Here is a 13795-nt window from a genome sequence, read left to right on the forward strand (position 1 = left end):
GGCGCGATGCCCCCGGTCTCGGCACCGGTCCTCCCGGACGCCGAGTACCTGGTGCTGTCCAGCCGTCTGATCCCCGGGCTGGACGGCGGGTACACGATCGCGACACTCGCGCGAGCCCGGCTGCTCGCCGGAGCGGGCGCCGGCGAGGGCCGGGGTCCGCAGCTGCTGACCTTCGATCCGGGGACGATCGCCGATCACGCCGAGCATCGCCGCGTGTTCGCCGACCGCGGCGCGCTTGCGGACCCGGATCGTCTGCGGAACCTCTTCGACGAGGCCGTCGCCCCGGAGGGCGGAGCCGCCGCCTGGCTGCGAGACGCGGCTGATGACGCGGTGACGGCCGACCCCGACGTGGAGTACCGGGTGCTCGCGGACCCGGAGGGTCGTCCCTTCGTGGCCCTCCCGGTGATCCCCGGCGACCCGGACTGGCACCTCACGGACGAGCCCGTCCTCGTCCACGACGAGAGCGGTGCGGTCGTCGGGGCGTTGCACGGCTTCCGCGGGCTCTACGGTGCCTGGCTCGACCACATCACGGCGGCGCTGGGCGACCGGCCGATCGTCGTGATCTGCGAATCGCGTCAGCTCGGCGAACTGGTCGCCGACTGGGACGACCCGCGCGTGCGCATCCTGCACCCCATCCACACCATGCACGTCGAGGCTCCCTACACGCCGGACGCACCCATGAACACGCTCTGGACGCGGTGGTTCCGCCTGGCCGACCGCTTCGACGCGGTGATCTGGCCGACGGCCACGCAGCGCGACGACGTGGTGGCGCGATTCGGCTCCTCCGCGAACCACGTCGTGGTGCCGAACCCCATCGAGCCCGTGGAACGTCGGGAGAGTCTGCGCGAGGACGGCCTCGTCGTCGTGCTGGGCCGACTCGCGGCGGGCAAGCGCGTCGACCACGCGATCCGCGCCTTCCTGGCGGCGGACGTGCCGGGCACCCGGATGGAGGTCTGGGGCACGGGTGCGGAGGAGCAGCGGCTGGCGGCGCTGATCGCCGAGCTCGACGGCGCCGACCGCGTGCGGCTCTGCGGGTACACCGCCGATCCGGCGACCGTGCTCGATCGTGCGTCCGTCCTGGTGACCTCGACCGCGTTCGAGGGACAGCCGCTCGGCGTGGTCGAGGCGCTGCTGCACGGCACCCCTGTGGTGTCGTACGACGTGCGGTACGGCATCCGCGATGTGCTCGGCGCCGGCGGAGGTGTGCTCGTGCCCGCCGGTGACATCACGGCGCTGGGGGAGGCCCTGCGGGACCTCCTGACCGATCCGGACCGGCTCGCGGCGCTCCGCGCGGAGGCGCCGCTCGTCGCGGCGGCGTGGAGCCCGGCGCGCTCCGTGGAGGCGCTGACCGCGACGATCGCCGCGGCCGTCCGCGCTCCCTCGCGGCGCTGACCGTCCGCGACCCGGTCGACCGCCGGGGAGTCGCGGACGACGCCCCGGCGGTCGACGGTCCTATCGCGTGCGCCGCCGGAAGGCGGTCACTCCGACCGTGACGGCGCCGGCGGTCAGCAGCAGTCCGCCCAGGAGCAGCGCCATCGTCGGGACATCGCCGCCGGTCGCGGCGAGGTCGCCGCGGTCGCCGCGCGACGCGCCGCCGACGGGAGAGGCAGCGGCGTCATCGTCACCCCCGGAGTCCGGGTCCTCCGGCGTGCCGGGGTCGGTGGGATCCGTCGGAGTTCCCGGATCGGTGGGATCCACCGGCTCGTCCACCGCGACAGCCATCGGCGCGCTCTCGACGGCGGCCGCGTCCAGCGCGGTCACCACCCAGGTCTCCGTCGCGGCGCGCGCGGCGGCCGGGGCCTCGTCGGCGGGGAGGGGGAAGCGGAACGACGCCGCACCGCCTGCCCAGACCGTGTCGACCAGCGCGCCCGGGGTGGTGACGATCTGCGCCGGATCGCCGGTACCGCGATAGATCGCATACTGGCGGGCCTCCCGCGCGTCGCCGGCCTGCCAGCGGAGCTCGCCGTCGACGACCTCGGGGGCCACCGGGGCGGCCACCTGTCCGTCCGAGAGCCAGGGCTTGGCCGGAACGAGCGTGGGGTGGGCGAAGGCCTCGCCCTCGAGGAGCTCGATCGCGGTGTTCTTCGCCTCGTGCTTGGGCTGCTGATCCGCGGGCAGAGCGGCCAGGTCGCTCGGCTTCATGTCGTTGTAGCTGAACAGGACGCTGCCCTCGATGCCGTCGAGCTTCTGGTTGTACCGGATCTGATTCGGCACCTCTTCCGGATTCATCCAGGCCTGCTCCCAGCCGCCGTTGTTGACGTGCTTGTAGAGCGCATGCCCCACGTAGACCTGGGTGCGGCTGCCGGCGGCCACGTCGCTCCACCACTGCGCCAGCTCCCCGTACGGGGCGGCCGCCTGATCGAAGCTCCAGTAGATCTGCGGCACGATGTAGTCGATCAGCTCGTCCTGCACCCACCCGCGGGTGTCGGCGAAGACCGCCTGACTGTACGTCTGCGACGAGCTCGTCGGCGTGTGGGATCCGGCCGGGTCGATCGCCTCGTGCTCCCAGATCCCGAACGGGCTGATACCGAGCTGCACGGCGGTGCCGCGGGCCGCGTTGCCGGCGTCGATCGCGTCGCCGACGAGGGTGATCAGACCCGTGATGTTGTCGCGCCGCCACGCCTCGATGCCGGCGACGGTGTCGGGATAGCCCGCCGTGAGGCCGAACTCCTCGAACGTCGCCCGGTCCTCGCCCTGCGCGCCGAAGAACACGTTCTGACCGTCGACGGTGATCCGGTACGGGTAGAAGTAGTCGTCGAAGTGGATGGCGTCGACGTCGTAGTTCTCCGTGATCTCGGCGACGGTGGCCGCGACGTACGCGGGGACCTCGGGCTGGCCGGGGTCGAGGAACAGCTTCTCCTCGAAAGACAGGACCCAGTCGGGGTGCTGCACGGCGAAGTTGTCGTCGGCGAGGATGCCGGCGTCGTTCAGTGCCGCGATGTACTGCGGGATGGAGAGTGCCTTCACCTGGTCCGCGGTGAGGCCGAGGGCGGTGAGGATCCCCGGCGAGGTCATCTTCGCGTTGGTCACGCGATAGGGGTTCAGCCACGCGTGGAACTCCATGCCGCGGGCATGGGTGGCCTCGACCATGCGCTGCAGCGGGTCATAGCCGGGATCGGCGCCCTGGGCGCCGGTGAGGAACTCGGACCACGGGTTGAGCGCCGACGGGTAGTAGGCGTCCAGCAGCGGACGCACCTGGAAGATCACGGCGTTCATGTTCCAGGAGGCGAAGTCGTCGAGCACCGTCGCGTAGCGGGCGTCGAAGTCCGCCGCGTCGGCGGGTTTGCCGAAGTTCAGGTTGCCGATCGTCCCGACCCAGGCGCTGGAGAAGCGGCGGTTCTCCGGCGTCAGCGTCGTGGGGATGGCGACCTGCTCGCCGGATCCCGGATAGGTGTACACGGGCTCCGTGCCGTAGCCGTACGTGCCGGAGGCGTGCTTGACGTACCGGGTCAGCGGCTCCTCGTCGGGGGCCGCTCCGGCGGTCGTGGGGAGCGCCAGCAGGAGCAGGGCGGCCGCGGCGGTGGCGGCGATGCGTCTCTTCATCGAGTCCTCGTTCGATCTGGAAAAGAATTTCCACTGAAAGGGATTGAACTGAAACTCTATGCCGATGTGGCTCTCGGCAGAAGACCGGGAGGAATTCTCGCCCCGATGTCGATCTCCGCCGTTCCTGTTCGACGTCTGTGATGAGAGGGTCGAGGAACGGCCCTTCGGAACAAGGAGAACATCATGAAGTTCATGCTCATCATGCGCGCGACCGACGACGCGGTGGCGGCCTATCAGGAGATGCCCTTCGAGCAGGTCATCGAGGCCATGGGCCGCTACAACGAGTCGATGATGAAGGCGGGCGTCCTCGTCGCCGGGGAAGGCCTGACCGACGCGGCGGAGGGCTTCGTCGTCGACTTCAGCGCCGAGAAGCCGCTCATCACGGACGGCCCCTACGGGGAGACGAAGGAGCTCTTCAACGGCTTCTGGATCATCGAGGTCTCCTCGCGTGAGGAGGCCGCGGAATGGGCGAGCCGGGCGCCGCTCGGACCGGGATCGTTCCTCGAGGTGCGCCGGGTGACCGGCCCGGAGGACTTCCCCGCCGACAACGAGTGGATCGAGAAGGAGGCGGGCTGGCGGGAGGAGCAGGCCCGCCGCGCCGAGCAGGCGTGACCCCCGTCCGCTGATGGACGGCTTCCCGGGCCCCGCGACGACCTCGGCCGCCTCTGCGCAGGAGGCGGCCGAGCGCGCAGTCGCGGCCGTGTGGCGCATCGAGTCCGCGCGCATCGTCGGCGCACTGACGCGGATGGTCGGCGACTTCGGCCTGGCGGAGGATCTCGCGCAGGAGGCCCTGATCGCCGCGCTGCGGCAATGGCCCGCCGAGGGCGTGCCGCAGAACCCCGCCGCGTGGCTGACGGCCGTGGCGAAGCGGAAGGCGGTGGACGGATGGCGCCGCCGCGAGCGGCTGGACGACCGTCTGGCGCTGATCGCGCACGACCTGGAACAGGAGCAGGCGCAGGGGCACGAGCTGCCGTGGGACCCGGATGCCGTGGACGACGATGTGCTGCGCCTCCTCTTCATCGCGTGCCACCCGGTGCTCTCCCGGGAGGCGCAGGTCGCGCTGACGCTGCGGGTCGTGGGCGGTCTGACGAGCGAGGAGATCGCCCGCGCCTTCCTCGTCCCCACGGCGACCGTGCAGCAGCGGATCGTGCGCGCGAAGAAGACGCTGGCGGCCGCGCACGCGCCGTTCGAGGTGCCACCGCGGGAGGAGCATGCGGCGCGGCTCGGCGCGGTCCTCGGGGTGCTCTATCTCATCTTCAACGAAGCGCACGCGGCCAGCAGCGGTCCGGAGTGGATGCGGCCGGAGCTGAGCGACGAGGCCATTCGTCTCGCCAGGGTGCTCGCCGCGCTGCAGCCCCGGGAACCGGAGGTGCACGGCCTGCTCGCGCTCCTGGAGCTCACGGCCGCACGCTTCCCGGCGCGGACCGACCGGAACGGCGACCCGGTGCTGCTCGCGGATCAGGACCGTCGGCGGTGGGACCGCAGCCGCATCGCGCGGGGGAGAGCGGCTCTGGCCCGGGCGGACGGACTCGGCCGCGGACGCGGGCCGTACAGCCTGCAGGCCGCCATCGCCGAATGCCATGCCGTCGCGCCGTCCGTGGACGAGACCGACTGGGACCGCATCGTCGTGCTCTACGAGGCGCTCGGCCGGCTCACCCCGTCCCCGGTGGTGGAGCTCAATCGCGCGGCCGCCGTGGCCATGGCCACCGGGCCCGCCTCCGCCCTGCGGCTGCTCGACGACCTGGCCGGGTCCGGCGCGCTGCGCGGCTACCACCTGCTCCCGGCCACGCGCGGCGAGCTGCTGCGCCGACTCGGGCGGGAGAGCGAGGCGCGCGGCGAGTTCGCGACCGCCGCGGCACTGGCGGGCAACGACCGCGAGCGCGAGCTCCTAGAACGCAAAGCGCGAGGGGCCGAGCGCTGACCTGACCGTCTGCGGCACGAAAAGACCCGCCCCTCACGGATGCTCTCGCAGCCGTGAGGGACGGGCGTGGGTGACGCGGAGCGCGTCGAGTGGGGTCTGCGTCAGTCGTTGACCCGCTGGCCGCGGCCGGCGATGAGACCGTAGATCAGCAGCACGATGATCGAACCGCCGATGGCGAGGAGCCAGGTGCCGAGGTCCCAGAACTCGGTGAGCGGACGGTTGAGGATCAGGCTGCCGAGCCAGCCGCCGAGCAGGGCGCCGACGACGCCGAGCAGCAGGGTGATGAACCATCCGCCGCCCTGCTTGCCGGGCAGGATCAGCTTCGCGATAGCTCCGGCGATGAGGCCGAGAAGAAGAAAGCCGAGAAAACTCATGGTCAGCTCCTTGGGTCAGGAGCCCCGGGGTGCCGGGGCTTCGTGACACCTACTGTGCCCGGCCGCGGAATCGCGTGCCAACCCCTTGCGCGCTCCCTCCCGGATATGGCAAGAGGCCCGCCTCCCCAGGGAGACGGGCCTCTCATCGCGACGGATCGCGTCAGTTGTTGCCGCGGGCGATCGCGATGATCCGCAGGATCTCGACGTAGAGCCAGACGACCGTGACCATGATGCCGAAGCCGCCGAGCCAGCCGTACTTGCGCGGAGCGCCGTTGCGGACGCCCTGCTGGATCTGGTCGAAGTCGAGCACCAGGGAGTACGCCGCCATGATCACGACGAGGACGCCGATGATGAGGCCGAGCGGGATGCCCATGATCTCCTGGCTGAACAGTCCGAACGCGTTGGTGTTGACGCCGGTCCACATGAGGACGAGGTTCAGGAGCGAGAAGACCAGGTAGCCGATCATCGCGATCATGAAGATCTTTGTGGCCTTCTTGGACGCGCGGATCTTGCCACTGGCGAAGAGGGCGAGGGTCACGCCGACGACCGAGACGGTCGCGAGCGTCGCCTGGAAGACGATGCCGGGCCAGCGGACCTCGAAGAACGCCGAGATGCCGCCGATGAAGAGACCCTCGAAGGCCGCGTAGGCGAAGATCAGCGCGGGGCGGACCTTCTTGCGCGAGGTGAAGGTGATGACCATCGCCAGCACGAAGCCGCCGAGCGCCCCGAGGGCCCAGGGCAGCACGTTGACGGCGGCGGGGTTGTACGGGTCGTAGCGCGGCACGTCGAGGCCGCCGAGCGTCAGCACCCAGCCGACGACGGCGGTGACGAGGAGGATGCCGAAGAGGCCGGCGGTCTTCCACACGGTGTCCTCGACGGACATCCGGTCGGTCTCGAGCGCGCCTGCGGCGGGAGCGGCGTACATGCCCTCGAGCTGGGCGTTGGCGGCGGCGTCCATCGCGCCGTGCTGGAGCGACGCGGCCTGCGCGCCCTGAGCGCCCTGGGGCGCACCCGGGTAGGTCGCGACGTTGCGCGGGTCCTGCTGCTGGAAAGCAGGATTGTTGAAAGCGAAGTTGCTCATCAGGTGGGCCTCACTCCAAAAGGGGGGTCGTAGGTCGCTTTCCTCCACGATACCCGTGAGGCGACACTCCCGGGGTGCCTTACGCTGTGAGCGTGCCCAGCAAATCTCCGCTCGTCATCGGGCATCGCGGTGCCCCGGGTCACCGACCGGAGCACACCCGTTCGTCTTACGAGCTCGCTCTCGCGATGGGGGTCGACGCGGTCGAGCCGGACGTGGTCGCCACCCAAGACGGTGTCCTGGTCGTGCGGCACGAGAACGAGATCTCCGGCACCACGGACGTCGCCGATCACCCGGAGTTCGCGGATCGCCGCACGACGAGGCGCGTGGACGGTGCCGCACTGACCGGCTGGTTCACGGAGGACTTCACCTGGGCAGAGCTGTCCACGCTGCGCTGCCGGGAACGGCTGCCGAAGCTCCGGGCGTCCAGCGCCTCCTTCGACGGCACGGAACCCATCCTGCGCCTGCGCGACGTCCTCGACCTCGTGCGGGCGGCCGCGCAGGAGCAGAGTCGGCCGATCGGCGTCGTGCTCGAGGTGAAGCACGCCACGCATTTCGCGAGCATCGGACTCGACCTCGCGCCCCTCATCGCGCGGGAGCTGCGCGACGCCGGATGGGCGGCGGGGGAGCTGCCGCTGATCGTGGAGAGCTTCGAGTCGACCGTGCTCGGGCAGCTCCGCGCCGCGGGCGTCGACGCGAGCTTCGTCTACCTCATCGAGGCGGCGGGACAGCCGTACGACCTGCTCGTCGCCGAGGGATCGAAGGCCCTGAGCTACCCGGAGACCGTGACCCCCGGGAATCTGGATCGCCTGGTCGGTCAGGTCGACGGGATCAGCGTCGACAAGAAGATGCTCCTGGCGCCGGGCACGACGCTGGTCGCCGATGCCCATGCCCGCGGCCTGACCGTCTTCACGTGGACCTGTCGTCCGGAGAACGCCTTCCTCGCGGCGCCCTACCGCGGTCCGGGAGGCAAGAGCGCGTTCGGGCACTACGAGGCCGAGTGGGGCGTGATCGCCCGGCAGGGCGTGGACGGCGTCTTCGTCGACCACCCCGATCTCGGCGTGGCGTTCTTCCGCGGCTGACCCGTCGGGGTCAGAGCGTGCGGTCGAACGCGCCCTGACGGGTGGAGACGATCTCCTTGCCGAGCGGCATGAGCGACACCGGGACCATCTTGAAGTCGGCGATGCCCATCGGGATTCCGATGATGGTGATGCACAGCGCCAGTCCCGACACGATGTGGCCGAGCGCGAGCCACCACCCCGCGAGGATGACCCAGAGCACGTTCCCGAGGAACGAGCCGACGCCGGCCGTCGGCTTGCTGACGACCTCGCGGCCGAACGGCCAGATGGCGTAGGCGGCGATGCGGAAGGACGCGATGGCCCACGGGATCGTGACGATCGGGATGCACAGCAGCAGGCCGGCCAGCACGTAGCCGAGGAAGAGCGCCCAGCCCGCGAGGATGACCCAGATGATGTTGAGGATCGTGCGCATACAGCGATTGTGTCACCCGCGGGGCGGCGCGGCTGGGCATCAGCCCGGAGGTCCCCGGCGCTCGCGCCCGGCGATGCCAGACTGACCGCATGACCGGAATAGTGGTGGACGACGTCAGCAGGGCGTTCGGGGACGTGCAGGCCGTGCGAGGGGCCACGCTGCGCGCAGAGGCGGGAAGGGTGACGGGCCTGGTGGGCCCAAACGGCGCGGGCAAGACGACGCTGCTCCTGATGCTCGCCTCGTTGCTCGCCCCCGACAGTGGCTCGATCCGCATCGGCGGCATCGACCCCGAAGCCGATCCGCTCGCCGCCCGTCGCGTGCTGGGGTGGATGCCGGACGCCCTCGGCGCCTGGCCCTCGCTCACGGCCCGCGAGACCATCGTGACCACGGCCCGCCTCTACGGGATCGACCGCGCGGACGCGGAGCGGCGGGCGCAGCACCTCCTCGGTCTCGTCGGCCTGGGAGAACTCGCGGACTCCGCCGCGAAGGTGCTCTCCCGCGGGCAGAAGCAGAAGCTCGGCCTCGCCCGCGCTCTCGTCCACGACCCGCAGGTGCTGCTTCTCGACGAGCCGGCGTCGGGCCTCGATCCCGAGGCCCGCGTGCAGCTGCGGGTGCTGCTGCGCCGCTTCGCGGCCGAAGGGCGCACGGTCCTCATCTCCAGCCACGTGCTGTCCGAGCTGGAAGAGGTCGTCGACGATGCCGTCTTCCTCGTCGGCGGGGCCGTGGTGGATGCCGCTCCGGCGCAGAGCACGGTCCGCGCCTGGCGGGTGCGGCTCGCCGGTGCCACCGCGGAGCGCCTGAACGCGGACACGTGGCAGGTCGCGTCGACTCTCGGGCTGGCACCTGAGTCCCTCGCCGTGGACCGCGGCGCCGTCCTCGTCGGCTTCCCCGGGGAAGACGCCGCCGCCCGGTCGCTGCGTCTCCTCGTGGAGGCGGGGCTGCCGGTCGCGGAGTTCGCACCCGCGCAGAGCGATCTGGAGCACACGTTCCTCGCACTCCGGCACCCGCAGCCGCCCGCGGCGACGACCCCGCCGCCCCCGCCGCCTGCAGCGCCCCACGGAACGGAGGCGGGAGCATGAGCCTCGCGAACATCGGCGTCATCGCGCGCCTGGAACTGACCCAGCGGCTGCGGAGCATCGGCTGGTACGTGCTCCTCGGCGTCTTCGCGCTGGTGCTCCTCGGCGTCACCGGCCTGTCGTTCGCCGTGTACTCCTGGGGGGAGGACGTCGGGGCGGGCGTGTCGTCCATCGTCGTCAACGTGGTCCTGCTGCTCGTCGTGCTCGTCTCGCCGACGCTCAGCGGCAACGCCATCAACGGCGACCGGGATGCGGCCACGCTCGCGCCGATCCAGGTCACCGCGGCATCGACCGGCGACATCATGCTGGGCAAGCTGCTCGCGGCGATCGCGACGGGCGGCGCGTTCCTCCTGGTGGCGGTTCCCTTCCTCGCGGCGTCGCTGCTGGCGGGCGGGACCGATCCGATCGTGCTGTTCGTGGCGCTGCTCATCCTCGCCGTCGAGATCGTCATCGTCGCCGCGATCGGCGTGGGGCTGAGCGGCCTCATCGCCCGCCCGCTGTTCTCCGTCGCGTCCACCTACCTCGTGGTCTCGGCGCTCGTCATCGGCACGATCATCGTCTTCGCGCTCGGCGGCCTGGCCGTGCGCAGCGAGGCGACGAGCTACAGCCGCCCCTACGACAGCAACGGCAACGTGGACTGCGAGAGCTGGGAGAGCTACACGTACGAGGCGCCGCGGTTCGACCTCGTGTGGTGGGCGCTCGCCGCCAACCCGTTCGTCGTGCTCGCCGACGCGACCCCCACCGAGTTCAGCAAGGACGGCTACCCGGTCGACCTCTACGGGCAGATCAAGTGGGGCGTCCGCAGCGCGCAGCTCTCGCCGCTGGAGCAGCGCTGGGACGACTGCGATCCGGAGAGCGGCTCTCAGACCGCCGAGGAGGTGATCGACGAGACCGTGCCGAGCTGGTTCGTCGGGCTCGGCGTGCAGGTCGTGCTCGCCGGGGCGCTGTTCGCGGGAGCATGGGCCCGCACCCGGACGCCCGCGCGGCGGCTGCCGCCGGGCACCCGCATCGCCTGAGCGTCGGGGCCGAGGAAGACGCCACCGACCGTTCACCGGCCGTCCACCGACGGGTCGACGGACGGCCATGCGGCAGCGGTGGTCTGGACGGGTACCCGTCTGCGCTCAGTCGAGCCTTCTTCCAGGAGCCCCCATGCCCCGACTGCACTCCGTGGCGGCCGTCACGGCGGCGTGCGCGCTGAGCGTCGCCGCCCTGATCGCCACCCCCGTCGCCGCCTCCGGTGCCATCCCTCCCGGCGAGCCCGCGCCGACCGGCGAAGCAGGGCTCGTCCTCAACGAGATCGTGTACGACGACGCGGCGACCGGGCTCGCCGACCAGATCGAGATCTACAACGCGGGCTCGGCGAGCGTCGACCTGACCGGCTGGCGGGTCTCGGACGAGAAGCGCGACAGCTTCGGCGCGGCACCGGCCGGGACGGTGCTCGCACCGGGCGCGTTCCTCGTCCTGGTGAAGGACGTGGACTTCGCCTTCGGGCTGGGCAAGGGGGACGAGGTCGTCCTCCACGACCCGGAGGGGGTCGAGGTCGATTCCTACGCCTACGCGAACACCGCGCCGCTGGCGGTCTGGGCGCGCTGCGCCGACGGGACGGGCGACTGGGCGCATGCCATGGCGGCGACACCGGGCGCGCCCAACGACTGCCGGGTCGCGCCGGTCGCGGGGTCGATCCGCATCAACGAGGTCGACTCGCAGCCGGCCGACTGGGTCGAGTTCCACAACTCGGGGACGGAGGCGCTCGATGTCTCCGGATACGAGATCCGCGACAACTCCGATGACCACCGGTGGCGCTTCCTGCCGGGCGCCACGATCGAACCAGGAGCGTTCCTCGTCGTCGATGAGGGCACGATCGGGCTCGTCGACGGCGTGGAGGCGGCGTTCCGCGACTCCATCGGGATCGGCAGCGCCGACCGCATCCGCCTCTTCGACACCGCGGGCACGCTCGTCGACGACACGCAGCCCTGGGAGGGACACGCCGCCATCGACGGGGACTTCGCCGCCGCCACGCTCGCGCGCTGCCCGGACGGTGCCGGCGCCTTCGTGCTCGCCCACGCGACCCCCGGAGCGGCGAACTCCTGCGTCCTCCCGGACATCGCGATCAACGAGATCGAGTCCAACGGCGACGCGACCGACTGGGTGGAGGTCGTGAACACCGGCAGCGCCACGGTCGACCTGTCCGGCTGGACCGTCATGGACGGCGATCCGGTCGGACACGCCTCGGAGACGACGCCGCTGCCGGCGGGGACGCTGCTGCCCCCGGGCGGATACCGGGTCTTCGATCAGCCCACCGACTTCGTCTTCGGGCTGGGCAACGGCGACACCGTGACGCTGCGGGACGCGAACGGACTCACCATCGACGAGCACGTCTACTCCGCGCATGCCGACGGCGTCTGGGCGCGCTGCGCCGACGGGACGGGCACGTTCATCGACGCGCCGGCAGCGACGAAGGGGCAGCGCAACGCCTGCGGGAACCCGGTGCGGATCAACGAGGTCGAGTCCGACGGTGGGGCGCCGGACGACTGGATCGAGCTCGTCAACCCGACCGGCGCCTCGCTCGACATCGGTGGCGCCGTCGTGAAGGACGACGACGCCCACGCCTACACCGTTCCCGTCGGCACGACGATCCCGGCCGGAGGCTTCTTCGTCATCGAGCGTTCGGCCCTCGGCTTCGGGCTGGGCGCGGGCGACGCCGTCCGCCTCTTCGACGGTGAGCTGCTCATCGACGAGACCGCCTGGGGCGAGGGCCACGCGGCGACCTCCTGGGGCCGCTGCCCTGACACCACGGGAGCCTTCGCGGCGACCGCGACGCCGACGAAGGGCGCGCCGAACGTGTGCGCGGGCGAGGTCGCCGTCGGCACCTGGCCGGGGGCGGCCGAGGTGCGGGTGCTCGACGACGTGCCGACGTTCCTCGAGGACAGTTCCGGCCTCGACGTGCAGGAGACCGCGGACGGGGCATTCCTCTGGGCCGTGGACAACGGCGAGGGGCGCATCTGGAAGCTCGAGGCCCACGCGGACGGCTCGGTGGAGAAGGCCGCGGGCTGGGACGAGGGCAAGCGCGTGCGCTTCGCCAAGGACGCCGGGAACCCGGGCGCCGCAGGGCCGGACACCGAAGGCATCACGGTCGACGGGAGGGGCCTGGTCTACGTGGCGTCCGAGCGCGACAACAGCGCCAAGGGTGTGAACCAGAACGTGCTGCTGCAGGTCGATCCGGACGCGGCGGCCGGCGAGCTCGTGGCGCAGCGGGAATGGGATCTCACGGCGATGCTCCCGGCGGTCGGCGCGAACCTCGGCATCGAGGCCGTGCAGTGGGTGCCGGACAGCGCGCTGGTCGGAAAGCTCTTCGACGACACCGCCGGGACGGCCTACGACCCGGCCGTGCATCCGGGACACGGCGACGGTCTCTTCTTCGTCGCCGTGGAGGACGACGGGCGCGTCTACGCCTTCGCGCTCGCCGCGGACGGCACGGCCACGCTCGTCTCTGAAATCTCCCCCGGGCTCACCGGTGTCATGGCGCTCGACTGGGATGGCGTCCGCGGCACCCTGTGGGCGGTGTGCGACGACGGCTGCCAGGGCCGCTCCGCCGAGCTCAGCCTGAACGGGACCGCCCAGCCCGGGATCGCCCACTACGCACGGCCCGCGGGCATGCCCGACATCAACAACGAGGGCTTCACCACGGCTCCCGCATCGCTCGCGGTCGACGGACAGCGTCCGGTGTGGTGGTTCGCCGATGGCTTCGCCTCGGAGGCGCTGCGCACCGGCACGCTGCCGGGCGGCACAGGCGCCGAGAACCCCGGCGGCGAGAACCCTGGTGGGGAGAACCCTGGTGGGGAGAACCCTGGTGGGGAGAACCCTGGTGGGGAGAACCCGCCGCTTCCCGGCTCGGAGCTCGAGGACGGCAACCGCCACGGCGTCACCGTCGATCCGGCGGTGGCCGCACGGGGGCAGCGGGTCACCGTCACGGTCGGCGCGGATGCCGTCGGAGCGCGGGCGGAGGTCTGGATGTACTCCGACCCGGTCCGCCTGGCTGCGGGGACGCTTTCGGCGACGGGTGCCCTCACGGTCACCGTTCCGATGGACGCGCCGCTGGGCGCGCACCGCATCGCCGTCTACGCGGCGGATGGGACGCTCCTCGGCTGGGCCGACCTGCGCGTCACTGCCGCGGGCGAGGGGCTGGCCGCGACCGGAGCGGACCTGCCGGTGGCCGCCACCGCGCTCGCGCTGATGCTCCTCGCGACCGGGGTCCTCGCGCTGCGCCGTCGGAAGCGCACCGCCTGACCGGGGGAGGGGTGCGGGCGGTCGC

At 71.6% G+C, this 13795-nt stretch carries 11 protein-coding genes; 7 read left to right on the forward strand and 4 right to left on the reverse strand.

Features of this window, described 5'->3' with window-relative positions; genetic code table 11:
- The first annotated feature begins 6 nt into the window (after positions 1-6).
- On the forward strand, positions 7-1392 hold the full coding sequence (locus IZR02_RS04190; protein WP_025103751.1) for a glycosyltransferase: 1386 nt from the start codon (positions 7-9) through the stop codon (positions 1390-1392).
- A 60-nt stretch (positions 1393-1452) separates the two neighbouring features.
- Here IZR02_RS04190 and IZR02_RS04195 read toward each other — a convergent pair whose 3' ends face one another.
- Entirely contained in the window at positions 1453-3543 is a 2091-nt protein-coding gene (locus IZR02_RS04195; protein ID WP_025103752.1) for a glycoside hydrolase family 10 protein, read from the reverse strand.
- Positions 3544-3726: 183 nt separating this feature from the next.
- On the opposite strand from IZR02_RS04195, the gene IZR02_RS04200 reads away from it, so the two are divergent.
- Both IZR02_RS04200 and IZR02_RS04205 read left to right on the forward strand, forming a co-directional pair.
- Entirely contained in the window at positions 3727-4155 is a 429-nt protein-coding gene (locus tag IZR02_RS04200; protein ID WP_025103753.1) for a YciI family protein, read from the forward strand.
- Positions 4156-4168: 13 nt separating this feature from the next.
- Positions 4169-5464, forward strand: a complete 1296-nt coding sequence (locus tag IZR02_RS04205) for an RNA polymerase sigma factor (protein WP_025103754.1) — start codon at positions 4169-4171, stop codon at positions 5462-5464.
- A gap of 101 nt (positions 5465-5565) precedes the next feature.
- Here IZR02_RS04205 and IZR02_RS04210 read toward each other — a convergent pair whose 3' ends face one another.
- Together IZR02_RS04210 and IZR02_RS04215 are read right to left on the reverse strand one after the other, a co-directional pair.
- The gene (locus IZR02_RS04210; protein ID WP_025103755.1) at positions 5566-5838 is read right to left on the reverse strand and encodes a GlsB/YeaQ/YmgE family stress response membrane protein; all 273 of its coding nucleotides are present in this window, start codon (positions 5836-5838) and stop codon (positions 5566-5568) included.
- A gap of 160 nt (positions 5839-5998) precedes the next feature.
- Positions 5999-6919, reverse strand: coding sequence for a Bax inhibitor-1/YccA family protein (locus tag IZR02_RS04215; RefSeq protein ID WP_025103756.1), 921 nt, complete (start codon positions 6917-6919; stop codon positions 5999-6001).
- Positions 6920-7011: 92 nt separating this feature from the next.
- Here IZR02_RS04215 and IZR02_RS04220 point away from each other — a divergent pair, with 92 nt between their 5' ends.
- Positions 7012-7998: a glycerophosphodiester phosphodiesterase family protein gene (locus IZR02_RS04220; RefSeq protein ID WP_025103757.1), complete on the forward strand. Its 987-nt coding sequence runs from the start codon at positions 7012-7014 to the stop codon at positions 7996-7998.
- 10 nt (positions 7999-8008) lie between these two features.
- Here IZR02_RS04220 and IZR02_RS04225 read toward each other — a convergent pair whose 3' ends face one another.
- Positions 8009-8407, reverse strand: a complete 399-nt coding sequence (locus IZR02_RS04225) for a YccF domain-containing protein (protein WP_025103758.1) — start codon at positions 8405-8407, stop codon at positions 8009-8011.
- A gap of 89 nt (positions 8408-8496) precedes the next feature.
- Here IZR02_RS04225 and IZR02_RS04230 point away from each other — a divergent pair, with 89 nt between their 5' ends.
- The 3 genes from IZR02_RS04230 (at position 8497) to IZR02_RS04240 (ending at position 13770) form a co-directional block, all read left to right on the forward strand.
- On the forward strand, positions 8497-9486 hold the full coding sequence (locus IZR02_RS04230) for an ABC transporter ATP-binding protein (protein WP_025103759.1): 990 nt from the start codon (positions 8497-8499) through the stop codon (positions 9484-9486).
- Positions 9483-10499 (forward strand): ABC transporter permease, encoded by a 1017-nt coding sequence (locus IZR02_RS04235; protein ID WP_025103760.1) that lies wholly within the window; start codon positions 9483-9485, stop codon positions 10497-10499. Before IZR02_RS04230 ends, IZR02_RS04235 begins: the two co-directional genes overlap by 4 nt.
- Before the next feature lie 133 nt (positions 10500-10632).
- Complete coding sequence (locus IZR02_RS04240) at positions 10633-13770, forward strand: lamin tail domain-containing protein (RefSeq protein WP_025103761.1); 3138 nt, start codon at positions 10633-10635, stop codon at positions 13768-13770.
- Positions 13771-13795: the final 25 nt, after the last annotated feature.

The organism is Microbacterium paraoxydans (genome assembly GCF_019056515.1).
Classification (GTDB): domain Bacteria; phylum Actinomycetota; class Actinomycetes; order Actinomycetales; family Microbacteriaceae; genus Microbacterium.

Excerpts from the sequence above, each read along its gene's own strand:
- IZR02_RS04210 (WP_025103755.1), bottom strand. The coding sequence starts at position 5,838 with ATGAGTTTTCTCGGCTTTCTTCTTCTCGGCCTCATCGCCGGAGCTATC.
- IZR02_RS04235 (WP_025103760.1), top strand. The coding sequence starts at position 9,483 with ATGAGCCTCGCGAACATCGGCGTCATCGCGCGCCTGGAACTGACCCAG.
- IZR02_RS04240 (WP_025103761.1), top strand. The coding sequence starts at position 10,633 with ATGCCCCGACTGCACTCCGTGGCGGCCGTCACGGCGGCGTGCGCGCTG.
- IZR02_RS04230 (WP_025103759.1), top strand. The coding sequence starts at position 8,497 with ATGACCGGAATAGTGGTGGACGACGTCAGCAGGGCGTTCGGGGACGTG.
- IZR02_RS04205 (WP_025103754.1), top strand. The coding sequence starts at position 4,169 with ATGGACGGCTTCCCGGGCCCCGCGACGACCTCGGCCGCCTCTGCGCAG.
- IZR02_RS04200 (WP_025103753.1), top strand. The coding sequence starts at position 3,727 with ATGAAGTTCATGCTCATCATGCGCGCGACCGACGACGCGGTGGCGGCC.
- IZR02_RS04225 (WP_025103758.1), bottom strand. The coding sequence starts at position 8,407 with ATGCGCACGATCCTCAACATCATCTGGGTCATCCTCGCGGGCTGGGCG.
- IZR02_RS04195 (WP_025103752.1), bottom strand. The coding sequence starts at position 3,543 with ATGAAGAGACGCATCGCCGCCACCGCCGCGGCCGCCCTGCTCCTGCTG.
- IZR02_RS04215 (WP_025103756.1), bottom strand. The coding sequence starts at position 6,919 with ATGAGCAACTTCGCTTTCAACAATCCTGCTTTCCAGCAGCAGGACCCG.
- IZR02_RS04190 (WP_025103751.1), top strand. The coding sequence starts at position 7 with ATGCCCCCGGTCTCGGCACCGGTCCTCCCGGACGCCGAGTACCTGGTG.